This is a genomic window from Sphingomonas sp. STIS6.2 (genome assembly GCF_000732685.2).
GTDB classification, from domain to species: domain Bacteria; phylum Pseudomonadota; class Alphaproteobacteria; order Sphingomonadales; family Sphingomonadaceae; genus Sphingomonas; species Sphingomonas aerolata.
Map to the genome: position 1 here is coordinate 229,745 of NZ_JPDP02000159.1, position 23,408 is coordinate 253,152.

General features: G+C 67.0%; 22 protein-coding genes. 11 read left to right on the top strand and 11 right to left on the bottom strand.

Translation table 11 applies throughout. From position 1 onward, the window contains the following. Positions 1-32: 32 nt before the first annotated feature. The 7 genes from sphst_RS15980 to sphst_RS16010 all read left to right on the top strand — a co-directional run bounded on the left by sphst_RS15980 (position 33) and on the right by sphst_RS16010 (position 9,843). Positions 33-2,084, top strand: a complete 2,052-nt coding sequence (locus tag sphst_RS15980) for a M13 family metallopeptidase (protein WP_107045829.1) — start codon at positions 33-35, stop codon at positions 2,082-2,084. 80 nt (positions 2,085-2,164) lie between these two features. After that, positions 2,165-4,549: a hybrid sensor histidine kinase/response regulator gene (locus sphst_RS15985; protein WP_056408362.1), complete on the top strand. Its 2,385-nt coding sequence runs from the start codon at positions 2,165-2,167 to the stop codon at positions 4,547-4,549. A gap of 48 nt (positions 4,550-4,597) precedes the next feature. Then, complete coding sequence (locus tag sphst_RS15990; protein WP_031396103.1) at positions 4,598-4,948, top strand: response regulator; 351 nt, start codon at positions 4,598-4,600, stop codon at positions 4,946-4,948. 117 nt (positions 4,949-5,065) lie between these two features. Continuing rightward, entirely contained in the window at positions 5,066-6,787 is a 1,722-nt protein-coding gene (ilvD, locus tag sphst_RS15995; protein WP_031440068.1) for a dihydroxy-acid dehydratase, read from the top strand. Positions 6,788-6,893: 106 nt separating this feature from the next. Beyond that, the gene (locus sphst_RS16000) at positions 6,894-7,169 is read left to right on the top strand and encodes a hypothetical protein (protein ID WP_234387711.1); all 276 of its coding nucleotides are present in this window, start codon (positions 6,894-6,896) and stop codon (positions 7,167-7,169) included. Beyond that, on the top strand, positions 7,166-8,650 hold the full coding sequence (locus tag sphst_RS16005; RefSeq protein WP_107045831.1) for an NAD(P)H-hydrate dehydratase: 1,485 nt from the start codon (positions 7,166-7,168) through the stop codon (positions 8,648-8,650). The genes sphst_RS16000 and sphst_RS16005 overlap by 4 nt, the downstream gene beginning before the upstream one ends. Further along, positions 8,647-9,843 carry a class I SAM-dependent RNA methyltransferase gene (locus sphst_RS16010; RefSeq protein ID WP_107045832.1) on the top strand — a complete coding sequence of 399 codons (1,197 nt, stop codon included), beginning with the start codon at positions 8,647-8,649 and terminating at the stop codon, positions 9,841-9,843. The genes sphst_RS16005 and sphst_RS16010 overlap by 4 nt, the downstream gene beginning before the upstream one ends. A gap of 12 nt (positions 9,844-9,855) precedes the next feature. Here the strand turns inward: sphst_RS16010 and truA are convergent, their stop codons facing one another. Together truA and fmt are read right to left on the bottom strand one after the other, a co-directional pair. Beyond that, positions 9,856-10,596, bottom strand: coding sequence for a tRNA pseudouridine(38-40) synthase TruA (gene truA, locus sphst_RS16015; protein ID WP_107045833.1), 741 nt, complete (start codon positions 10,594-10,596; stop codon positions 9,856-9,858). Beyond that, positions 10,593-11,519 (bottom strand): methionyl-tRNA formyltransferase, encoded by a 927-nt coding sequence (gene fmt / locus sphst_RS16020; RefSeq protein ID WP_107045834.1) that lies wholly within the window; start codon positions 11,517-11,519, stop codon positions 10,593-10,595. The genes truA and fmt overlap by 4 nt, the downstream gene beginning before the upstream one ends. Before the next feature lie 52 nt (positions 11,520-11,571). Here fmt and recR point away from each other — a divergent pair, with 52 nt between their 5' ends. The 3 genes from recR (at position 11,572) to rmuC (ending at position 14,681) form a co-directional block, all read left to right on the top strand. Next, positions 11,572-12,168: a recombination mediator RecR gene (gene recR / locus sphst_RS16025; protein WP_031393413.1), complete on the top strand. Its 597-nt coding sequence runs from the start codon at positions 11,572-11,574 to the stop codon at positions 12,166-12,168. A gap of 58 nt (positions 12,169-12,226) precedes the next feature. Further along, positions 12,227-12,751, top strand: coding sequence for a peptide deformylase (gene def, locus sphst_RS16030; protein WP_031393412.1), 525 nt, complete (start codon positions 12,227-12,229; stop codon positions 12,749-12,751). Between the two features lie 466 nt (positions 12,752-13,217). Then, positions 13,218-14,681, top strand: a complete 1,464-nt coding sequence (gene rmuC, locus sphst_RS16035; protein WP_031393411.1) for a DNA recombination protein RmuC — start codon at positions 13,218-13,220, stop codon at positions 14,679-14,681. Between the two features lie 9 nt (positions 14,682-14,690). Here the strand turns inward: rmuC and sphst_RS16040 are convergent, their stop codons facing one another. The 7 genes from sphst_RS16040 to sphst_RS16070 form a co-directional block, all read right to left on the bottom strand. Beyond that, complete coding sequence (locus sphst_RS16040; protein WP_031393410.1) at positions 14,691-15,488, bottom strand: TrmH family RNA methyltransferase; 798 nt, start codon at positions 15,486-15,488, stop codon at positions 14,691-14,693. Positions 15,489-15,587: 99 nt separating this feature from the next. After that, a complete protein-coding gene (locus sphst_RS16045) occupies positions 15,588-15,863 on the bottom strand; it encodes an HPr family phosphocarrier protein (RefSeq protein ID WP_031393409.1) in 276 nt (91 codons plus the stop codon). Beyond that, a complete protein-coding gene (locus sphst_RS16050) occupies positions 15,860-16,267 on the bottom strand; it encodes a PTS sugar transporter subunit IIA (RefSeq protein ID WP_031393408.1) in 408 nt (135 codons plus the stop codon). The genes sphst_RS16045 and sphst_RS16050 overlap by 4 nt, the downstream gene beginning before the upstream one ends. Positions 16,268-16,283: 16 nt before the next feature. Then, positions 16,284-17,201, bottom strand: a complete 918-nt coding sequence (gene rapZ / locus sphst_RS16055) for an RNase adapter RapZ (RefSeq protein WP_031393407.1) — start codon at positions 17,199-17,201, stop codon at positions 16,284-16,286. Beyond that, a complete protein-coding gene (locus sphst_RS16060) occupies positions 17,198-17,665 on the bottom strand; it encodes an HPr kinase/phosphorylase (RefSeq protein ID WP_325049507.1) in 468 nt (155 codons plus the stop codon). Before sphst_RS16060 ends, rapZ begins: the two co-directional genes overlap by 4 nt. Beyond that, positions 17,643-19,226, bottom strand: coding sequence for a sensor histidine kinase (locus sphst_RS16065; RefSeq protein WP_051916274.1), 1,584 nt, complete (start codon positions 19,224-19,226; stop codon positions 17,643-17,645). Before sphst_RS16065 ends, sphst_RS16060 begins: the two co-directional genes overlap by 23 nt. 1 nt (position 19,227) lies before the next feature. Beyond that, the gene (locus sphst_RS16070; RefSeq protein ID WP_031393404.1) at positions 19,228-19,935 is read right to left on the bottom strand and encodes a response regulator transcription factor; all 708 of its coding nucleotides are present in this window, start codon (positions 19,933-19,935) and stop codon (positions 19,228-19,230) included. A 202-nt stretch (positions 19,936-20,137) separates the two neighbouring features. Here sphst_RS16070 and sphst_RS16075 point away from each other — a divergent pair, with 202 nt between their 5' ends. Further along, positions 20,138-21,748, top strand: coding sequence for a phosphoenolpyruvate carboxykinase (locus sphst_RS16075; RefSeq protein WP_031393403.1), 1,611 nt, complete (start codon positions 20,138-20,140; stop codon positions 21,746-21,748). A 112-nt stretch (positions 21,749-21,860) separates the two neighbouring features. Here sphst_RS16075 and sphst_RS16080 read toward each other — a convergent pair whose 3' ends face one another. Next, the gene (locus sphst_RS16080) at positions 21,861-22,298 is read right to left on the bottom strand and encodes an NfeD family protein (RefSeq protein WP_031393402.1); all 438 of its coding nucleotides are present in this window, start codon (positions 22,296-22,298) and stop codon (positions 21,861-21,863) included. Continuing rightward, positions 22,298-23,290: an SPFH domain-containing protein gene (locus sphst_RS16085; protein ID WP_031393401.1), complete on the bottom strand. Its 993-nt coding sequence runs from the start codon at positions 23,288-23,290 to the stop codon at positions 22,298-22,300. The genes sphst_RS16080 and sphst_RS16085 overlap by 1 nt, the downstream gene beginning before the upstream one ends. Positions 23,291-23,408: the final 118 nt, after the last annotated feature.

Consider the following 23,408-nt stretch of genomic DNA (forward strand, 5'->3'; position numbering starts at 1 on the left):
TTTCGTCAGGATGACGTAGTTTGGAGAGAAACATGAAGACCTACATCGCCGCCGGCCTGCTCGCCGCCACCGCGATCACCGGCGTCACCGCCGCAATCTCGCAGACCGCCGAACCAACCGCCGCGCCCGCCGCGCCCGCCTCGACCGGCGCGCAATATGGCAGCTTCGGTTTCGACGAGAAGGGCATGGACAAGAGCGTCCAGCCCGGTGACGATTTCTACGCCTTCGCCAATGGCAATTGGGCGAAGACCACGCCGATCCCCGCGGACAAGTCCAATTACGGCGCGTTCAACTTCCTCTCCGACCTGTCCGAGACGCGCACCCGCGGCATCCTCGACACTGCGGCCAAGGACCCGAACTCGAAGATCGGCCGCGCCTATGCAACCTTCCTCGACACCGGCACGATCGAGGCCAAGGGGCTGGCACCGATCCGCCCATGGCTCGCGAAGATCGCCGCGCTGAAGGACCGGTCGGGCTATCCCGCGCTGCTCGCCGAGGCGGATCGCGCCGGGATCGGCGGCCCGTTCGGCAGCGGCGTCGGCCAGGACGACAAGATACCCGAGCAATACGCCCTCTCGCTCGGCCAGTCGGGGCTCGGCCTGCCCGACCGCGACTATTATCTCAGCACCGACGCCAAGCTGGTCGAGGCGCGCACCGCCTACCGCGCGCACATCGCGAAGATGCTGACGCTCGCCGGCGAACCCGATGCCGAGGCGCGCGCCGCCGCTTTGCTGGCGTTTGAGACCGAGATCGCCCGGGTCAGCTGGACCCGCGTCGACAGCCGCGACGCGACCAAGACCTATAACAAGATGTCCGTCGCAGAGCTCGCCAAGCGCGCGCCCGGCTTCGACTTCGCGGGCTATTTCAAGGCGACCGGCACGCCCGTACCGACCGTCATCGTCGCACAGCCCTCGGCGATCACCGGCATTGCAAAACTCGTCGCGACCGCGCCGATCGGCGTGCTCAAGGACCAGCTGATCCTGCGTTCGCTCGACGGCTATGCGGACGTGCTGCCCAAGGCGTTCGACGCCGAACAGTTCGCCTTTTACGGCACCGTGCTCGGCGGCACCCCCGAGCAGGAGGCCCGCTGGAAACGCGGTGTCCAGTTCACCAGCGGTGCGCTCGGCGACGAGGTCAGCAAGCTCTACGTCGCACAGTATTTCCCGCCCGAGACCAAGGCGGCAGCGGACGTGCTGGTGAAGAACGTGCTCGCCGCGATGGGCCGCCGGATCGACAAGCTCGACTGGATGGCGCCCGAGACCAAGCAGAAGGCGCATGCCAAGCTCGCCGCCTTCACGCCCAAGATCGGCTATCCCAGCCAGTGGAAGGACCTGTCCGCGCTGACGATCACGTCCGGCGACGCGTTCGGCAACGAATGGCGCGCCAATGAATGGCAGCATCAGGACAATATCGCCAAGCTCGGCAAGCCCCTGCAGCGCTGGGAATGGGGCATGACGCCGATGACGGTCAACGCCTATGCCAATTTCGGCATGGTCGAGATCGTCTTCCCCGCCGCGATCCTCCAGCCGCCCTTCTTCGATCCCAAGGCCGACGACGCGGTCAATTATGGCGGCATCGGCGCGGTGATCGGCCACGAACTGAGCCATCATTTCGACGACCAGGGTTCGAAATACGATGCCAAGGGCCAGCTCACCGACTGGTGGACGCCCAAGGACATCGCCGGGTTCAACGCACTCACCGGCAAGCTCGGCGCGCAGTACGACGCCTATGAGCCATTGCTGGGCATGCATGTGAAGGGCCAGCTGACGATGGGCGAGAACATCGCCGATCTCGCCGGGCTGACGGTCGCCTATGACGCCTATCACACCGCGCTCGGCGGCAAGGCGGCCCCCGTGCTCGACGGCTTCACCGGCGACCAGCGCTTCTATCTGGGCTGGGCGCAGGTCTGGCGTCGCAACTACCGCGAGGCGAATCTGCGGCAGCGGCTGCTGACCGATCCGCATTCGCCATCGCAGCAGCGCGCCTCGGTCGTCCGCAATCTCGACCCCTGGTACGCCGCCTATCAGCCCAAGCCGACGCAGCGTCTGTATCTCGCACCCGAACAGCGCGTGCGCATCTGGTGACCGGCCGCGTCCCTGCCCGGGAAACCGGGCGGGGACATGATGCTTGACCCCAAACCCCCGAACAGCGGAAGAGGCATCGCATGGTTTCGCTTCCGCCCCAGACCGGCCTCGGGCCGAACCGCCGCGCCGCCCTCGTCGCGGCGGTGACGGGGATCGCCGCGTCGGGGCTGGTGCTCGGCATGATCGGCGACATCGTCGTCGCGGCGGCCTTTCTCGCCGCGGCGATCATCGTCATCGGCGCGGTGATCGTCTGGCGCGTGCTCGCGCGCGCCGGCAGCGCCGAACTGCGCACGATCGACTGGGACTTCACGCGCGCCGTCGCGCAGGCGAGCGGCGATGCGATCGCGGTGACCGATCGCGCGGGCCGGCTGGTCTGCGCGAACGATGCCTATGACGCGGTGTTCAGCGGCTTTCCGACCCCGCCGGGGCTGCCGCTCGACGCGAGTGGGGTCGTATTGCTCGCCGAGGCCGGACGCACCGCGTGGCGCGACGGTCACGCGCAGGCGGAGCGGCTGGTCGCCAACGGGCTGCGCATCTCGGCATCGATCACCCGCGCCGGCGACGAGGCGGACATGCTCGTCTGGCGGTTCGTCACCGCGCCCGACTATGACCTCGCGCAGACCGCCGAGCGGCTGATCGACGGGCCGACCGGCGACCGGCTCGGCGGCAGCGGGATCATGGCGGCGTTGCTCAGCGCCGACGGCCGAGTCCGCGCGACCAACCGCGTGCTCCGCGTCCGCGCGATCGGCGACGAGCATGAGGCGATCGAAGGCCGCGACTTTGCGCGCTTCCTGATCACCGACAATCGCGGCCTCGTCCGCTTCGCGCGCGAGGGCGGCGCGGGGACGCCGCTGCGCGTGGTGCAGGTGCCCTTTGTCGAGGGCGACGACGCCCCCGTCCTCGTCATCCTGCTCGACGACGAGGAGGATGCGCCCGCGATCGGCGCGTCCGCCTCCGCGCATGTCCGCAGCCTCGTCAGCCTGATGCCGTTCAGCATGGCGCTGGTCGATCGCGAGGGCCGCTTCATCCAGATGAACGATTCGTTCCTGCGCGCCGCCGGGGTCGTCGGCGCCGCGCCGCCGCTCTACCCCGGCGATCTCGTCGTGCGCGAGGACAAGACCGCGGTCGCCGATGCGATCCGCCGGTTCGCGGGCGGGCAGACCCACTCGACCGACATGGCGGTCCGGCTGAAGGATCATCCCGACGAGCCGGTCGCGCTGACCATCGCCGGCGCGCGCGGGCTCGGCGACGCCGCGGTCCTGCTCAGCCTCAAGGACAATAGCGAGGAATCGCGACTGAAACGCGAGGTGGCGCAGGCGACCAAGATGCAGGCGGTCGGCCAGCTCGCCGGCGGCGTCGCGCATGATTTCAACAACATCCTGACCGCGATCATCGGGCACTGCGACCTGATGCTGATGCGCCATTCGCCCGGCGACAGCGATTATGACGACATCCAGCAGATCCGCACCAACTCGAACCGCGCCGCCGGGCTGACCCGCCAGCTGCTCGCCTTCAGCCGCCAGCAGACGCTGCGCCCGCAGATCCTGCAGCTGCCCGACGTCGTGTCTGAGGTCTCCAACCTGCTCAAGCGACTGATGGGCGAGACCGTCCGGCTCGACATGATGCACGGCCGCAATCTGGGGCCGGTCCGCGCCGATCCGGGGCAGCTCGAACAGGTCGTCGTCAATCTCGCGGTCAACGCCCGCGACGCGATCCTGTCCGCCAACCCGCTCGGCGGCGGCACGCTGACCATCACCACGCGCTCGGTCTCGGCGACCGAAGTGCGGCAGATGGCCTCCGACATCCTGCCCGTCGCGGACTATACCGCGCTGATCGTCCAGGATACCGGCACCGGGATCCCGCCCGAGGTCCTGCCGAAGATCTTCGAGCCGTTCTTCACGACCAAGGAATTCGGCAAGGGCACCGGGCTCGGCCTCTCGACCGTCTACGGCATCGTCAAGCAGTCGGGCGGCTATATCTTCGCCGAATCGCAGCCGGGGCAGGGGGCGACCTTCACCATCTTCCTCCCCGTCCATGCCGCGCCCGCCGCGCCGCGGCTCACCGCGCCCAAGCCCGCGGCGAAACCCGCCGACCTGTGGGGCACGGGGACGATCCTGCTGGTCGAGGACGAGGACATGGTCCGCGCGGTCGCCGAACGCGCGCTCACCCGCCAGGGATATAGCGTGCTGACCGCGGAGAATGGCGAGGTCGCGCTCGAGATCATGGCGAAGAACGGCCGCCCCGATCTGTTGATCACCGACGTGGTGATGCCGACCATGGACGGCCCGACGATGGTCCGGCACGCGCGGGAGAAATATCCGGACCTGCCGATCGTCTTCATGTCGGGCTATGCCGAGGAACAGCTGCGCAAGTCGATCGACCTCGACAATGTCGAGTTTCTTCCCAAGCCTTTCTCGGTTCAGCAGCTTGCCGAAGCCGCGCGCGACGTTCTTGCGGCACGTTAAGCAACAAGATGTTGGCGCTCGGGGAAATTGCCGCCTAAGGTACAAAATATGAACGTGCCACAGCAGATCCTCATCGTAGAGGATGAACCGTTGATCGCCATGATGCTCGAGGATTTTCTCGAGGTGCTGGACAAGGGCGTGGCAGGGTCCGTCGACACCGTCGCCGATGCCCTGCACCGCATCTCGGCCGGGGGTGTCGACGCCGCGATCCTCGACGTCAACCTGCGTGGCGGTGAGAAGAGTACTCCGATCGCCGAACGGCTTGCCGAAGGCGGCATTCCCTTCGTATTCGCGACCGGCGGTGGCGATGACGGCCTCGATCCCCGTTTCCGCGACCGGCCCCGCCTGCAGAAGCCGTTCACGATGGACGGCGTCGCCAAGGCGCTCGAAAGCCTCTGACGGTCCGCCGCGCGGGCTCTGCGGTCCTCGTCGGGCCGCGGCCGCGGCGGATAAAACTGCAAATCCATACGCAACTCTCTTGCGTAAAGGCCCCGTCTCGCGACATAGGCGGTCGCCATGACCCGTATATTCGATAAATCGCGCCTGCCGAGCCGGCATGTCTCCGTCGGTCCAGAGCGTGCGCCGCACCGCAGCTATTACTACGCGATGGGTATTCCCGAAGAGGATATCGCGCGTCCGTTCGTCGCGCTCGCATCCGCCGGCAACAACTCGGCCCCCTGCAACACCACGCTCGACGCGCAGGCCGATGCCGCGCAGGCCGGCGTCATCCAGGGCGGCGGGATGCCGCGCCGCTTCAACACGATCACCGTCACCGACGGCATCGCGATGGGGCATCAGGGGATGAAGGCGAGCCTCGTCAGCCGTGAAGTCATCGCCGACTCGGTCGAACTCTCGGTCCGCGGCCATTGCTACGACGCGCTGGTCGGCTTTGCCGGCTGCGACAAGTCGCTGCCCGGCATGATGATGGCGATGCTCCGCCTCAATATCCCCTCGGTGTTCGTCTATGGCGGGTCGATCCTGCCCGGCCGCTATCAGGAGCGCGACGTCACCGTCGTCGACGTGTTCGAGATCGTCGGCAAATATGCCGCCGGTGCTTGCCCGCTGTCGGAGGTGCATGCGCTCGAGAAGGTCGCCTGCCCGGGCCACGGCGCCTGCGGCGGCCAATATACCGCCAACACCATGGCCTGCGTCGCGGAAGCGATCGGATTGTCCATTCCGAATAGCAACATGGTGCCCGCGCCTTACACGACGCGTGAACAGATCGCGGTGGCCGCGGGGGCGCAGGTCATGGAGTGCCTGGCCGACAATATCCGCCCGCGCGACATCTGCACGCGCGAGGCCTTTATCAACGCCGCGCGAGTCGTCGCCGCGACCGGCGGCTCGACCAATGCCGCGCTGCATCTGCCCGCCATGGCGTCGGAAGCGGGGATCGAGTTCGACCTGTTCGACGTCGCGGAGATCTTCAAGACGACGCCGTACATCGCCGACCTCAAACCCGGTGGGAAGTATGTCGCGAAGGACATGTATGAGGCGGGCGGCGTCTACATGCTGATGAAGACGATGCTCAGCGGCGGGTTCCTCGACGGCAGCTGCATGACCGTCACCGGCAAGACGCTGGCCGAGAATATCGATCAGGTGACGTGGAACCCCGATCAGAAGGTCATCTACGACATCAGCACCCCGCTGACCCCGACGGGTGGCGTCGTCGGCCTGCGCGGCAGTCTCGCCCCCGATGGCGCGATCGTGAAGGTCGCGGGCATGCACCGGCTTCAGTTCAGCGGCCCGGCGCGCGTGTTCGACTGCGAGGAGGACACCTTCGCCGCGGTCGAGGCGCGCGCAATCAACGAGGGCGAGGTCATCGTCATCCGCTACGAAGGTCCCAAGGGTGGCCCGGGCATGCGCGAGATGCTCTCGACCACCGCCGCGCTCTATGGCCTCGGCATGGGCGAGAGCGTCGCGCTGATCACCGACGGCCGTTTCTCGGGCGGCACGCGCGGCTTCTGCATCGGCCATGTCGGCCCCGAAGCCGCCGATGGCGGCCCGATCGCGCTCGTCGAGGATGGCGACATCATCCATATCGATGCCGAGGCGGGGACGATCGATCTTGATGTTCCCGAGGACGTGATGGCGGCACGCCGCGCGGTCTGGGTCCCGCGCAAGACCGATTACGGCTCGGGCGCGCTGTGGCGCTATGCGAAGACCGTCGGTCCGGCGTACAAGGGCGCGGTCACGCACCCGGGAGCCGCAGCCGAAACGCATGTCTACGCGGATATCTAGACGATCGCAGTATCTTGTCGGGCTTGTCTCACTCCCGCTCGCAGCCTGCGGGAGCGGCAAGCCCGACGCCGGTGACACGGCGTCGCGCCGTGAGGACGCTGCCGTCATGCATGTCCCCTGCGCCAAGGGGGCCGCCGCTTTGGCCCCCGACTGCACGATCGAGCAGGCGCGCGGCGCAGATGGCGTGATCCTGACCCTCCGCCACGCCGATGGCGGCTTCCGAAGGTTGCGCGTCGCCCCCGACGGCCGCAGCGTCATCGCCGCCGACGGGGCCGAGCGGGCGCGCGTTACGGCATCCGCGCCCGGCAGCATCGACGTCGCATTGGGCACCGACCGCTACCGCCTCCCGGCGACGGTCCAGCCGGACGCGAACGGCTCGTGATCCGGATCGAGGGCCAGCCCGTCCTGACCGCTGCCGCCATGCGCGCGGCCGAGGATGCGGTGATCGCAACCGGCGTCTCGGTCGAGACGCTGATGGACCGCGCGGGCACCGCGATCGCGCACGCGGTCCGCCGTCTGGCGGGATCGAACGCCATCCTGATCCTCTGCGGCCCCGGCAACAATGGCGGCGACGGCTATGTCGCCGCGCGCGTGCTCGCCGAACTGGGTGCAACCGTCCGCGTCGCCGCGCTGTCCCAACCCCGCACCGACGCTGCCAGGGCGGCAAGGGCAGGGTGGCCCGGCCCCGTCGAAGCTCTCGCCGAAGCGAAGCCCGCTCCCGTCCTGGTAGACGCCCTCTTCGGCACCGGCCTGAAGCGCCCTTTGGATGCTGGCATCGCCACCCCCAACGCAAGTTCCCCCGCGGAGGCGGGGGCCCAGCTGAATCCCGCGCGCGCGCCTGATGGCTCAGTCTGGGCCCCCGCCTCCGCGGGGGAACATTCGGTTGCAGACCGCCTCCACACCGTAACCACCGCCGCCACCCTCGCCATAGCCATCGACCTCCCCAGCGGCCTCGCCACCGACTCCGGCCGCGCGCTCACCACACCGCCCGTCTTCCACCTCACGCTCGCGCTCGGCGCACTCAAACCCGCGCACCTCCTCCAGCCCGCCGCACGCTATTGCGGCGAGGTCCGCCTCCTCGACATCGGCGTCCCCGTCACCAGCCAGATCGAAGTGCTCAAAAGCCCCCACCTCGCACCCCCCGGACCTGATGCGCACAAATACACCCGCGGCATGGTCGCGGTCATCGCCGGCACGATGGCAGGCGCGGCCGACCTTGCCGCGCTCGCCGCGATGCGCGCGGGCGCGGGCTATGTGACGCTGCTCGGCGACAGCGCGGGCCCGCCGCACGCACTCGTCCGCGCGGCATTCTCCGACCACGCGCTCGGCAACGACCGGATCGGCGCGCTCGTCATCGGCCCGGGCCTCGGCCGCGACGACACCGCAAGCGCCCGACTCGATGCCGCGCTCGCCGCCGGCCACCCGCTCGTCCTCGACGGCGACGCGCTCCGCCTGCTCGATCCCGACCGGATCCGCGCGCTCACCGTCCCGGTCATCCTCACCCCGCACGCCGGCGAGTTCGACGCGCTCTTCGGGCGATCGGACGACGACAAGATCACCCGCGCCCGCGACGCCGCCGCCCGCACCGGGGCGGTCGTCGTCTTCAAGGGTGCGGACACCGTCATCGCCGCGCCCGACGGCCGCGCCCGGCTCGCCCCCGGCGCGAGCGACTGGCTGTCCACCGCGGGCACCGGCGACGTCCTCGCCGGCGCGATCGGCGCGATGCTCGCCGCAGGGCTCGATCCGCTCGCCGCCGCCGGCGCGGGCGTGTGGCTTCACAGCGAGGCCGCGCGTCGATCCGGGCCGGCGTTTATCGCCGATGACTTGGCGGATGCGCTCCGGTCGGCCAGAGCGTCCTTATGACCAGTGACCCAACGACCGACACCATCGTCCGCGTCGCCGCGCGCGGCGACGGCATCACCGCCGACGGCCGCCACGCCGCCTTCACCGCGCCCGGCGACACGCTCGCGGCCGACGGCAGCGTGACCCACGGCCCGCACCACCAGACGCCGCCCTGCGTCCATTTCCCGACCTGTGGCGGCTGCCAGCTCCAGCATCTCGACGACGAAAGCTACAGCGCCTTCGTCACCGACCGGATCGCCTCCGCGCTCGACGGGCAGGGCCTGTCCGCGCCGATCCGCACCCCGCATATCTCGCCGGTCCGCAGCCGCCGCCGCGCGACGCTGCATGCCGAGGCGAAGGGCGGCAGGATCACGCTCGGCTTCACCGCCGAGAAGGCGCATCTGATCGTTGACATCAAGGAATGCTGGATCCTCGATCCGCGCCTGTTCGCGCTCGTCCAGCCGCTGCGCACCCTGCTCAAGCGCCTCAACTTCCGCCGCCGCGCCGACATCCACCTGACGCTCGCGGACCAGGGCGCCGACATCCTCATCACCGGTTTCGCGCCCGAAGGCCTCCCCGCCGCCGAAGCGCTCACCCGGTTCTGCGAGGAGCACGGCATCGCCCGCGTCGCGTTCGACGACGGGCTGGGGCCGGAGACGCGCTGGGAGCCCGATGCGGTGACGATCACGCTGGGCGGCGTCCCCGTGCCGCTGCCACCCGCCTCGTTCCTGCAGGCGACCCCCGACGGCGAGGCCGCGCTCACCGCCGCGGTGCTCGAGGCGATCGGTACGCCCGCCACCGTCGCCGACCTGTTCGCCGGGCTCGGCACCTTCACGCTCGCGATCCCGGCGAAGGTCTATGCCGCGGAGGGCGCGCGCGACGCGCTCACCGCGCTGAAGGCCGCCGCGCACCGCCTGCAACGCCCGGTCTTCCCCGAGCACCGCGACCTCTACCGCCGCCCGCTGACGGTAGCCGAGCTCGACCGGTTCGACGCGGTGGTGATCGATCCGCCCCGCTCGGGCGCGCGCGAACAGGCCGGCGCGCTCGCCGCGTCGAAGACCCCGGTGATCGTCTACGTCTCGTGCAACCCGGCGAGCTTCGCGCGCGATGCCAAGGAGCTCTGCGACGCCGGCTGGCGGATCGACTGGATCCAGCCGGTCGGCCAGTTCCTCTGGTCGACGCATGTCGAACTCGCTGCGAAGTTCGTCCGCTAAGGTGTTAATTCCTCAGGGATAAACCGCGGTCACGAAGAACAACCCATCGGGCGGTGCATTGAGCCCCAGCATCGCCCGATCCTTCGCCGCCAGCGCGTCCGCGACATCGCCGACCGCCCAGCGCCCCATGCCGACCAGCGCCAGGCACCCGACCATCGAGCGCACCTGATGATGCAGGAACGACCGCGCCGCCGCGTAGACGAACAGCCGCTCGCCCTCGCGTACCACATCCAGCCGGTCCAAAGTCCGCAACGGACTGTCCGCCTGGCAATGCGCCGACCGAAACGTCGTGAAGTCATGCCGCCCGACCAGCGCACGCGCCGCCTCCGCCATCGCCTCCGCATCCAGCGGCTGCGGCACCTGCCACGCCAGCCCCGCCTCGAAGCTCAGCGGCGCGCGCCGGTTGACGATCCGGTACTCATACGACCGCCCGATACACGAGAACCGCGCATGCCAGTCGTCAGGCACCACCTCGCACGCCAGCACCGAGACCGGCGCCGGTTTGACCAGCGCGTTCAGCCCCTCCATCAACCGAAACGCCGCCAGTGGCTTCTCGATATCGACATGCGCGCGCATTGCGATCCCGTGCACCCCCGCATCGGTCCGCCCCGCCGCCTGCACCGCCACGGTCTCGCCGGTCATCTTTAGCACCGCCGCCTCGAGCGCGGCCTGCACGCTCGGCCCATGCTTCTGTCGCTGCCAGCCCATGAACGGCCGGCCGTCAAACTCCACCGTCAGCGCGAACCGCGTCAAAGCTGGGTCCCCGAGAGGATCGCAAACCCGCGCAGCAGCTCCTCGGCCGATGTCACGCCGCGCCCGGCCCGCTGTACCAACGTCGGCCGGATCGCGCCGTCGCCGCACCCGATCGTCAGCTCGGCGTTCACGGTCAGCCCCTCGCACCCCAGGAAGCTGAACGGCAACACGTCCGCCGCGAGCACCTTCACCCGCTCGCCGGCGACCTCGAACCACGCGCCCGGCGCCGGGTTCATCGCGCGCACCAGCCGCTCGACCTCGACCGCCGACCGCTCGAAATCGATCCGCGCCTCCGCCTTGTCGATCTTGGCCGCATAGGTGACGCCCTCTTCGGGCTGCGGCCGGGCAGGGTAGGCGTCGAGATCGCCCAGCACCTCGACCATCAACCGCGCGCCCATCACCGACAGCTCGGTGGTCAGATCGCCCGCGGTCTTCCCCGCGACCGGCGTCCGCCCCTCGAGCCTGACCGGCCCGGTATCGAGCGCGGCCTCCATCTGCATGATCCCGACGCCCGTCTCGGCATCGCCCGCGAGGATCGCGCGCTGCACCGGCGCCGCCCCGCGCCACCGCGGCAACAGCGAGCCATGGACGTTGAGGCACCCGAGCCGCGGCGCATCGAGCACCGCGCGCGGCAGGATCAGGCCATAGGCGGCCACGACCGCGACATCCGCCTCCAGCGCGGCAAACGCTTCCCGCGCCTCAAGCCCCTCGGGCAGCGACGCCTTGAACGACACCGGCGTCCGAACCTCGATGCCCAGCGCCTCCGCCCGGACCTGGACCGGCGACGGCACCAGCTCGCGTCCGCGTCGCCCGCCCGGTCGTGCCGGCTGGCAATAGGCCGCCACCAATTCGTGCCCCGCCGCGACGAGGGCCTCCAGCACCGGCACCGCGAAGTCCGGCGTTCCCATGAAGATGATCCGCATGCCCCTCTCGAACACGCTGGCGGGGAGCGACGCAACCCCCTATCTGGTTGCGATGGCATCCCCCGAGATCGAGGCGCTGACGCAGGCGCTGGCCCGGCTCCCCGGCCTCGGCCCCCGGTCCGCACGCCGCGCCGTGCTGCATCTGCTCAAGAAGCGCGACGCCGCGCTGGGGCCGCTGCGCGAGGCGCTGACCGCGGTCGACGAGCGGCTGGAAAATTGCAGCGTCTGCGGTAATGTCGACACCACCAACCCGTGCGCGATTTGCGCCGACCCGCGCCGCGACCAGCGCTCGCTCTGCGTCGTCGAGGAGGTCGCCGATCTCTGGGCGCTCGATCGCTCGCGGCTGTTCCCCGGTCGCTTCCACGTGCTTGGCGGTCGCCTGTCCGCACTCGAAGGCATCCGTCCCGAGGATCTCAGCATCGACAATCTCGTCCGCCGGATCGAGGCGGGGGGGATCGACGAGGTCGTGCTCGCGATGAACGCGACGCTCGAAGGCCAGACCACCGCGCATTACATCGCCGAACGGATCGAACGCTTCCCCGTCCGCGTCACGCAGCTCGCGCACGGCCTGCCGGTGGGCGGCGAGCTCGACTATCTCGACGAGGGCACGCTCGCTCAGGCGCTGCGCGCGCGTCGCCCGATGGCCTGATCGTTGCGGCCTAACCCAAATGCTTGACGGCTCAACCCGCGGAACCTAGCTGCGCAGCATGACCGTCATGACCGTTCTCGAAGTCCCCGATCCCCGCCTGCGCCTCGTCGCGGAGCCGGTGGCGTCGGTGGACGATTCCACCCGTACGCTCGTTGCCGACATGATCGAGACGATGTACGACTTCAACGGCATCGGCCTCGCCGCGACTCAGGTCGGCGTGCAGCAGCGCGTCCTCGTCATCGACCTTCAGGAAGAGAAGGACGAAGAGGACAAGCCGATCAAAAATCCCAAGGCCTATATCAACGCCGAGATCCTTTCGGTCAGCGAAGAGATGTCGACCTATAACGAGGGCTGCCTTTCGATCCCCGAGCAATATGCCGAGGTCGTCCGCCCCGCCCGCTGCCGCGTGAAGTGGCTCGACGAGACCGGTGCCGCGCATGAGGAAGAGCTCGACGGCCTGCTCTCGACCTGCATGCAGCACGAGATCGACCATCTCGACGGCGTATTGTTCATCGACCACATCAGCCGCCTCAAGCGCGACATGGTCCTCAAGAAACTCGCCAAGGCCCGCAAGCTCGGCTGACCCGGCGCCGGTCGTTACCTCGACCGGCTAACCCACCGACTCCCCGGCGAAGGCCGGGGCTCAGGCAGGGAAGCCCCCCGTAATCGCGGGCGGCACACGCCAAGAACACTGCCCAGCAAACACCGGCGCCCACCTGCGATAGCTCCGCCGCGAGGGGCGGTGCACCCCCAAAAACACCACCCCGGCGAAGGCCGGGGCCCAGTTGGCACGTCCCCGGCGATACCTCACTACCGCCCGCAAAGCCCCGTTCGCTCCCGTAGCGACCAAGGCCAACGCCCGAAGGTAGGAAAATCCCTCTGTCCTACCCACGTCGTTCGTGCTATGTTCCAACGATGACCTTCCAGACCGTGTCCCCCCAGTCGCCCGCGCCCAAACCCTGCATGGCCGGTCCCGCGGCCGGAAATTGTACGAATCTCGGCGCAAAACCCGCTTATCGTCTCAACATTCGCAACATTGGGACGCTGGCATGACCGAACTCGTGATCGTCGCGCTGCTCGCCGCCGCCGCCGGGCTGCTGCTCGGCTGGCTGCTGGCCTCGCGTCGTGCCAGCGCACTCGCCAGCGATCTTGCGGTCGCCAGGACCCGTGCCGCTGACTTCGATCTCGTCCGTACCGCGCGCGATGCGGTCGAGCAGGAGCGCAATGCCGCGCTCCAGGATCTCGCCACGCTGCGCGCGCAGAATGCGGAACGCGCCGGGGACGCGGACCGTCTGCGCACCGATCTCGCGACGATCCGCGCCGACCGCGACGCCGCGCGCACCGAACTCGCCACCGAGCATGCCCGCAGCGAAGCGTTCGAGGCCCGGCTGGTCGAACTCCGCGACGCCAAGGACGTGATGGCCGCGCAGTTCGGCGACGTCGCCAACAAGCTGCTGAGCGACGCGCAGAAGACCTTCCTCGACCGCGCCGACGCCCGCTTCCGCCAGTCGGAGGAATCCGCCGGGCAGAACCTCAAATCGATGCTCCAGCCCGTCAGCGACCGGCTGCAGCGCTATGAAGAGGGCGTCGCCAAGGTCGAGGCGGAGCGCCGCGACGCGTTCGGCGATCTCAAAGGGCAGATCGAACAGATGCGGCTCGGCCAGGAGAAGGTCTCGACCGAAGCCGCCAAGCTCGTCAACTCGCTCCGCAATGCGCCCAAGTCGCGCGGCCGCTGGGGCGAGCAGCAGTTGAAGAACGTGCTCGAGACCTGCGGCCTCAGCGAACATACCGATTTCCAGACCGAGGTCAGCGTCGCGGTCGGGGATGCCGATGAGCGCGCCGGTGCCCGGCTGCGCCCCGATGCGATCATCCGCGTCCCCGGCGGCCGCGCACTCGTCATCGATGCCAAGGTCTCGCTCAACGCCTATCAGGATGCATTCGGTGCGGTCGACGAGGCCGAGCGGCTGGTCGGTCTGGCGGCGCACGCCGCGTCGATGCGCGCGCATGTCAACGGGCTCGGCAACAAGGCCTATTGGAACCAGTTCGCCGATACGCCCGATTATGTGATCATGTTCGTCCCCGGCGAGCATTTCCTCTCCGCCGCGCTTGAGCATGATCCGACGCTCTGGGATTTCGCGTTCGAAAAGAGGGTCTTGCTCGCCACTCCTACCAACCTGATTGCGATCGCCCGGACGGTTGCCGCGGTCTGGCGGCAGGAAAAGCTCGCCAACGAGGCGCGCAAGATCGGCGAACTCGGCAAGGAGATGCACGATCGTCTCGCCAAGGTTGCGGACGATCTGCGCAAGGTCGGGGTCGGTCTCAACAGCGCGGTGAAGAACTTCAACGGCTTCACCAACTCGTTCAACGGCCGCCTGATGGTCACCGGCCGCAAGTTCCGCGACCTCAATATCGAGACCGGCGCGCGCGATCTCGAGGACGTGTCGTCGATCGACGCGTTGGCGCTGGGCGAGGGGCCGGCATTGATCGAAAAGTCGGAGACCGCGGACGTTTAACCCGCGTTTTCAACGCTGTTGGGCAAGAACCTCATAGGCCATGACCGCGGTGGCGACTGCGGCATTGAGGCTGTCGGCCTTGCCCAGCATCGGAATCTTGACCAGCGTGTCGCACCCTTCGGCTATCTCCGCCGGCATGCCCTGCGCCTCGTTGCCGGTCAGCAGGAAGGTCGGGGCGCCGTACGTCGCGGCCCGGTAATCGGTCTCGGTGTCGAGGCTCAGCCCGACCAGCTGCCCGGGGCCGCTGCGGAGCCAGGCCTCGAACGGCGCCCACTCGGTCTTGACGACCGGAATGGTGAACAGCGCCCCCATGCTCGCCCGCACCGCCTCGACCGAGAACGGATCGACCGACTCACCAATCAGGATCAGCCCGCCCGCCCCGACGGCATCGCCGGTCCGCAGAATCGTGCCCAGATTGCCCGGGTCCCGCAGTCGCTCGGCCACCAGCCAGATCCCCGCGCTGGTCCGGTCCAGATCCTCGAGGGCCGCGTCGAACTCGTCGAACACGCCGACCACCGCCTGCGGATTGTCCTTGCCCGACAGCTTGGACAGGATGTCTGGCGTCGTCTGGATCGATTCGCCACCCGCCTCCTCGACATCCACCGACAGCGCGTGCACCAGCGGGTGGTTGGCGCTTGCGGCGGCATAAAAGAGCGTGCGGGGCAGGCGGCCGGTCTCGCGAGCCTCGGTCAAGATCCGCAATCCCTCGGCAAGAAACTGCCTTGCAGCCTTGCGATGTCGCTTGTCGCGAAGATCGCGAACATATTTGATCAACGGGTTCGAGAAGGCGGTAATTTCGCGAGGCATTTATCGGCCCTTCGGCGCGCGGAAACAGGGGAGGTCGGTCAACACGCGCCGCTCATGCCCGTCGCAACCCCGCGCGGCAAGCGCTGCGGGGAAGGGGGCTCAATCCTCGCCGAACTTGGCTTCGACAAGTTCGACCAGCCGGGCAACGGTTTCGTCCGCGCCATCGCCCGTCGCCGATATGACGATCGAATCGCCCATCGCGGCCCCGAGCATCATCAGCCCCATGATCGACGTTCCCGTCACGCTGCCCGCGCCGTCCTTTTCGACCAGCACATCGCAGGGCTGCGAGGAGGCGAGCGTAACGAACTTCGCGCTCGCCCGGGCATGCAATCCCCGGCGGTTGGTGATCAGGACAGTGCGCGCAACCGCAGTCACGCTGCCGCCTCGCCGAGAACCTCGGATGCGACGGATATATATTTCCGGCCGGCTTCACGCGCGGCAGCGACCGCCGCCACGACCGTCATCGCCTTGCGCGCCGACCCCAGACGGATCAGCATCGGCAGGTTCATTCCCGCGATCACCTCCACCCGGCCCCGCTCCATCAGCGAGATGGCAAGGTTGGACGGGGTACCGCCGAACAGGTCGGTCAGGACGATCACACCGCGCCCCGCATCGACCTCGGCGATCGCCGTCGCGATATCCGCGCGGCGTTCCTCCATATCGTCATCCGGGCCGATCGCGATTGCCGCGACACGTTCCTGCGGGCCGACGACATGGACCATTGCGGTCACGAACTCGTCGGCGAGCCGCCCGTGGGTCACCAAAACTAGGCCGATCATATCAGACGCTTCATACTCATAAGCCGACCGGTGGTCCCTCAAGCGAGTCCTGCGGCGCGGCCCCCAGGTCGCGATGGTTTACCGTGGGCGAAAAACCCTCTGCGCGCAACCGTCCGGCGATCCGTTCGGCAACATGAACCGATCGGTGTCTCCCTCCGGTACACCCGATCGCAACGCTGACATAGGACTTGCCCTCCGCCTTGTAGCGCGGCAGCAACAGGAGCAGCAGATCCTCGATGCGGCTGACAGCGGCTTCATAGGCCGGATCGGCCATGACATATTGCGCAACCTCGGCATCCAGTCCGGTCCCAGGACGCAGCTGCGGATCCCAATGCGGATTTCGCAAAAACCGCATGTCGAAGACGAGGTCAGCGTTGCGCGGTAGCCCGCGCGCGAAGCCGAAGGACTGGATCGACAGCGTCGGAGCACCCTGATCGTCCTGTGCGAAGCTGTGGCGGATCTGTTGCGCGAGTTCGTTGGCCGCCAATGTGGTCGTGTCGATCAACCGGTTCGCCCAGTCGCGCAGCGGCCGCAGCATTTCACGCTCGCGCGCGATCCCGTCGCCCGCGGGGCGATCGGGGGCTAGCGGATGACGCCGCCGCGTCTCGGAATAGCGTCGCTCGAGTTCTACCCCCGAACAGTCGAGGAACAGCGTCCCGATTTCCAGACCGTGCCGATCGCGCAGATCGCGGATGCGCCCGATGATGCGATCCGCATCGAAATCGCGCGTTTGCGAGCCAATACCAATCGCCAGGGGGGTGGAATCATCCATTTGTCCCTGTGCGCGCGGCGTATCCAGCAGCCGATCGAGCAGCAGGAGCGGCAGATTGTCGACGATCTCCCAGCCCAGATCCTCAAGCGTCTTGAGAACGGTCGATTTGCCCGCGCCCGACATGCCGGTGATCAGCAGGATCGCCTTTGATTGGCGCGTCATGCGGCGAGAATTCCGTGTGTCAGAGCCAATTCAACCTTCAGTGGAGCGGACGCCTGGAGTGGTTCGAGCAGGAGGACCGGGATGTCGACGCCGGCGATCCGCCGTGCCTCTCGCTCGGGCATCCGCGGAACCTGCCCTCCTAGCCGTACGAGCAGGGCGATGGGTATGTCGACAACATAGGGCATGGCGATAATGCCCAGACCCCGAACCTCGATCTGGCCAGCGATGGAAGCGGGCGCGTGCGCCAGCAGCCGGGTCCCCGACCGCACGACGATGGTCTGGTCGTCACTGACCAGCATCGCGCCGCGGTCGATCAGGCGGAGGGCGAGGTCGGACTTGCCGATGCCGGAAGGTCCTTCCAGCAGGACGCCCTGGCCGCCGATCGAGACGGTCGTCGCATGCAGGCGATCGGACGAGAGGACAGACAGAACTAGAGCTCCCTCATCGTGTATACAGCGGCAGATGAATCACGAACCGGGCGCCGCCCAGCCGATCCTCGCGCGATTCGACGGTGATCGTGCCCTGATGCCCCTCGACGATGGTGCGCGCAATGGCGAGCCCCAATCCGGAGTGACGCCCGAAGGCTTCGCCGTCAGGTCTGACCGAGTGGAAGCGGCGAAAGATCGCATCGCGTGCGTCTGGAGGGACGCCCGGGCCCTCATCCTCGACACGAAGGACGACCTCCTGCGCGCCGCGCATGGCGGACAGCGTGATCAGGGCACGGTCGGGCGAGAAGGATACCGCGTTATCGATTAGGTTCTCGATCACGCGCTCGAGCCGGGCGCCTTCGCCGAGCACGACAAACGGGCCATCGTCGCTGCGGTCGAAGCGAAAACGGATATCTCGCTCGACGTCGCGTGCGAGGCGCTGGGATAGCAAGCCGTTGATCAGCCTGACCATATCGATTGGTTCGAACTTTGCCCGGCTAAGCTGTGCGTCGAGTCGCGACGCGTCGGAGATGTCGGAGATCAGCCGATCGAGCCGATGGACATCGTCTCGAACGATCGCCATCAGCTGCTCCTTGAGGGCGGGATCCTGCACGCGCGACAGCCCTTCCACCGCAGACCGTAGCGACGCCAGCGGGTTCTTCATTTCATGCGTAACATCGGCAGCGAAGGCTTCGGTCGCGTCGATGCGAGCCCTGAGCGCCAGGCTCATGTCCGACAGCGCGCGGGCGAGCATCCCCAATTCATCCCGGCGCGACGGCAGCCGAGGGACAACGACCTCGCGCGCGCGTCCGAGCCGTACCCGTACCGCCGCTCGTGCCAGACGGCGGAGGGGGCGGACGATGGTTCGTGCAAGGAAGAGCGAGAGCAGCACGGAGACGATCGAGACCAGCAACAGCACCATGCTCAGGCGGAAGCGTTCGATACGCACGGTGCGCGTGATGTCGCGCGCGTTCACCGTCGTCATTACCACGCCGCCGCCTGGCACGCGGGCTGCTGCCGTTATCACCGGGGTGCGGTCAGGTGCGCGCCAGACCGTCGTGGAAATCCCATGCCGCAGCCGCACGTCCTCTACATCGGGCCAGCGTTGGCGCGGGCCGCGTTCGCGGTAAAGCGGTGCGCGGGGCGCCATCACGACCACGTCGATGACCGCGTCGAGAAAGCGCGCGGCATCCTGCCCCCAGTCTTCCTTGTCCGGGTCGTGCAGCACGAAACTGCGCAGCCCCAGTGCGCGACTGTCCTTGATGATCTGCCCGTCGCGGTCGAAGACCCGGATCTGCGAGCCCGTATCCTGCGCCAGCCGAACGATGAGCGGCTCACGCAGCGCCGGATCGACTGCGGCGATTGCCTCGCCGATCAGCCGCGCCTCGCGTGCGGCCTGCGCGACGCGGCTGTCGACAATCCGGCTGCGATAGGAATCGAGGTAGAAAAAGCCGCCTGCGAGCAGCAGGAGCGCGAAGATATTGACGGCGAGGATGCGCCGCGTGAGCGAGATCTGACCCGACCAGCGTAATGTCAGGTCGCGACCGTCATCCTCGTTACGATCGCCCACGTCGTCGCCCGGATCGCTCCGTCCCATGCTAATCTTCGGAGAACCGATAGCCTGCCCCATACAGTGTTTCGATCGCGTCGAAATCTGGATCGACCTGTCGGAATTTGCGCCGAAGCCGCTTTATGTGGCTGTCGATCGTCCGGTCGTCGACATAGATGTCGTCCTGATAGGCGGCGTCCATCAACTGGTTGCGCGTCTTGACGATACCCGGCCGCTGCGCGAGCGTTTCGAGGATCATGAACTCCGTCACCGTCAGCGTCACGGGTTCGCCAGCCCACAGGGTCCGGTGGCGCGCCGGGTCCATGCTGAGGCGCCCGCGGTCGAGCGGCCCCGCCGCTTCGGCCTCGGTTTCCGTGCCTGGCGACCGGGTCAGCTCCGCACGCCGCAAGATCGCCCGGACCCGCGCAATCAGCAATCGCTGCGAGAACGGCTTCGCGATATAGTCGTCCGCCCCCATCGCAAGACCAAGCGCCTCGTCGAGCTCGTCGTCCTTGCTGGTCAGGAAGATGACAGGAATCTGGCTCTTTTCGCGCAGCCGCCGCAACAGTTCCAGACCATCCATACGGGGCATCTTGATGTCGAAGATCGCCAGATCGGGGGGATTGTCCGTCAAGGCCTTCAGCGCGGTCTCGCCATCCGAATAGACCCGCGTGACAAACCCTTCGGTCTGAAGGGCGATCGACACGGACGTCAGGATGTTTCGGTCGTCATCGACGAGCGCGATCGTTGCCGTCATGGTCTGGCTGTCATCTTCTTGGCGCCCGCCGGGATAAATCTCGGGCTGCGTAGGGCAAAGTGCTAGCGTACTCAACCGGGGTACACCAGAACGCGGCGTGAGTTGCACGCCCTCCGGTCGAATTGACCCGGATCACAGGCCCGCCTAGATCGAGCCTCAACGACATACATACGTATGCGCAAGTGTCTTATGGAGAGATGCCGTGTCTGATTTGCGAACCCCTGCCTCAGGGCTCGATGCGCAGGGAATTGAAACACATGCGGAGGTGCACTGGAATCTGGTGACCGCGCAGCTGGTCGAAGCCGCGCTCGACCGGGGTGAGGGGCGTCTGTCCGCCGACGGGCCCCTGGTCGTCGAAACGGGCGCGCATACCGGACGTTCGGCTCAGGACAAGTTCATCGTCCGCGACGCGGAAACCGACGCGACCGTCTGGTGGGGCAAGAGCAACAAGCCGATGGCTCCGGCGCACTTTGCCGCACTGAAGGCAGATTTCTACGCCGCGCTGGCGCAGAAGAATACGCTGTTCGTTCAGGACCTATATGGCGGATCGCAACCCGATCACCGGGTGAATGTTCGCGTCGTCACGGAACTCGCCTGGCACAATCTCTTCATCCGGACGATGCTTGTCCGTCCGGAAGCGTCAGCGCTGAAAGGCTTTCAAGCCGACTATACGATCATCGATCTGCCCAGCTTCCAGGCCGATCCCGCGCGGCATGGTTGCCGCAGCGAAACCGTCATCGCGGTCAATTTCACCGATCGGCTCATCCTTATCGGGGGTACGAAATATGCCGGGGAGATGAAAAAGTCGGTCTTCGGCCTGCTCAACTACCTCCTGCCGCCGGCCGGGGTGATGCCGATGCATTGTTCGGCAAACATGGGCGCAAACGGCGATACCGCGGTGTTCTTCGGGCTTTCTGGCACCGGCAAGACGACCTTGAGTGCCGATGCCAGCCGAACGCTGATCGGCGACGATGAGCATGGCTGGTCCGATACCGCCGTCTTCAACTTCGAAGGTGGCTGCTACGCCAAGATGATCCGTTTGTCGGCCGATGCCGAGCCCGAGATCTTCGCGACGACGAAGCGGTTCGGAACGGTTCTCGAGAATGTCGTGATGGATCCCACCACGCGCCTGCTTGATCTTGACGATCACACGCTCGCGGAAAATAGCCGGGGCGCCTATCCGATCGACTTCATTCCCAACAGCTCGGCGGACAATATGGGTCCGGTTCCGCGGAACATCGTGATGTTGACCGCCGATGCCTATGGTGTGCTCCCGCCTATAGCTAAACTGACCCCGGATCAGGCAATGTATCATTTCCTGTCGGGCTATACGGCGCGCGTCGCCGGCACCGAAATCGGCGTGACCGAGCCCGATGCGACGTTCTCGACGTGTTTCGGCGCTCCGTTCATGCCGCGGCATCCTTCGGTCTATGGCAATCTCCTGAAGGCGCGGATCGCCCGCGGCGGGGTCGACTGCTGGCTGGTGAATACGGGTTGGACCGGGGGCAAATATGGTGTCGGCAGCCGGATGCCGATCAAGGCTACGCGTGCGCTTCTGAACGCTGCGCTGGACGGCAGTCTGAAGACTGCCGAATTTCGTACGGACCCTAACTTTGGGTTTCAGGTTCCGGTGAGCGTACAGGGCGTCGACGACGCCATCCTCGATCCGCGGACGACATGGGCAGATACCGATGCCTATGACGCGACAGCGGCAAAGCTGGTCGATCTGTTCGTCGAGAATTTCGCGCAGTTCTCGGAGCATGTCGATGCCAGCGTAATGCAGGCGGCGCCGAAGGTGACCGAAGCTGCGTGACAAACCGAGCGGCCCGGTAGGTTCGCGGGTGCCGGACCGGGATGGGGCGTCGAGCCCTTCTCGGTCCCGCCATCGACATTAAACGGGCCGTCCGAGACGTTGCGACGCCCGTCTACTGAGGTTCCACAGCCACCGCGCCGTCCATCACCGCGACGATCCTGACCCGCGTGCCGACCGCCGCGTCGGGCCCGCGTGCGGGCCAACTGCCGTCACCGACGAAAACGCGGCCATGGCCGTCGACGAGCCCGGTCTCGACGATCACGATCTGGCCGATCAACCGCGCCGCGCGGTCGTTCAACAGTGGATCCCCGCCTTCGACCGGATAGTCACGATACCATCGTTTGCCGATCGTGACCGTGACCACGCTCCAGACCGCAAAGGCGCCGAGCTGTACGGAGATCGGCAGGTCCGGCAGCGCGAACGCCATCACCCCGGTGAAAGCCGCGGCGATCGCCAAGAAGACCAGGAAGACTCCCGGAACAGCCAGTTCCGCGATTCCTAAGATCAGCGCAGTGATCAGCCATGCAACGGCCGGTCCGATCCCAAACATCAGCTTTTTGGCACCTCGTTGGCATTCGACAGTTCAAATGGTCCCCTAGGCGCCGGCTTCGCTGGCGACGTGGTCGACTGCACTGTGTCGCGCAGGGCATCCTTCGCAATCTCGCCAATGCCACCCAGCGTTCCCATCAACTGGGTCGCCTCGACGGGAAACAGGATTGTCTTCGCATTGGGCGACGTGGCGAATTTGCCGATTGCTTCGACATATTTCTGCGCAATGAAATAGTTGATCGCCTGCGCGCCGCCCTCCTCGATCGCTTGCGACACCGCCCGGGTCGCTGACGCTTCGGCAACGGCCGCACGCTCGCGGGCCTCGGCATCGCGAAAGGCCGATTCCTTGCGGCCCTCCGACTCCAGGATCCGGGCCTGCTTCTGACCCTCTGCCCGAAGGATTTCCGACGCGCGTGCCCCTTCCGCGTCCAGAATGTTTGCGCGCTTCTCGCGCTCGGCCTTCATCTGGCGGCCCATGGCGTTGACGATGTCGGCGGGCGGACGAATGTCCTTGATCTCCACCCGGGTGATCTTGACCCCCCAGGGCGTCGTTGCGTGGTCGACGACGCTCAGCAATCGCGCATTGATCTCGTCGCGCTTGCTCAATGTCTCGTCGAGATCCATTGAACCCATGACGGTGCGAAGATTCGTCGTCGTGAGCTGTAGCAGCGCCTGATACAGGTCCGACACCTCATAGGCGGCCTTGGCCGGATCCAGGACCTGAAAGAAGACGACCCCGTCGGTTGATATCATCGCATTGTCCTTGGTGATGATCTCCTGCCCGGGAATATCGATCACCTGTTCCATCATGTTCACCTTCCGCCCGACCCTGTAGAAAAACGCGGGATAGAAATTGAAACCGGGCCGCGCGACCGTCGTGAACCTGCCGAAGTGTTCGATCGTGTACTGATAGCCCTGACGTACGATCTTGATACTGGTCATCAAATAGAACAGCACCAGCGCTACTGCGAGCCCGGCGACAATCAACCCCATCGGAATATCCCCCATGCGTGTAGTGCCCGGCTATAGCACGCCGTTCGCAGAGGGGCCTAGCCGTACGCGCCCGCTTTGGTTACATGGCGCGCCACCCCACACCCAGGATCGGCAGCTT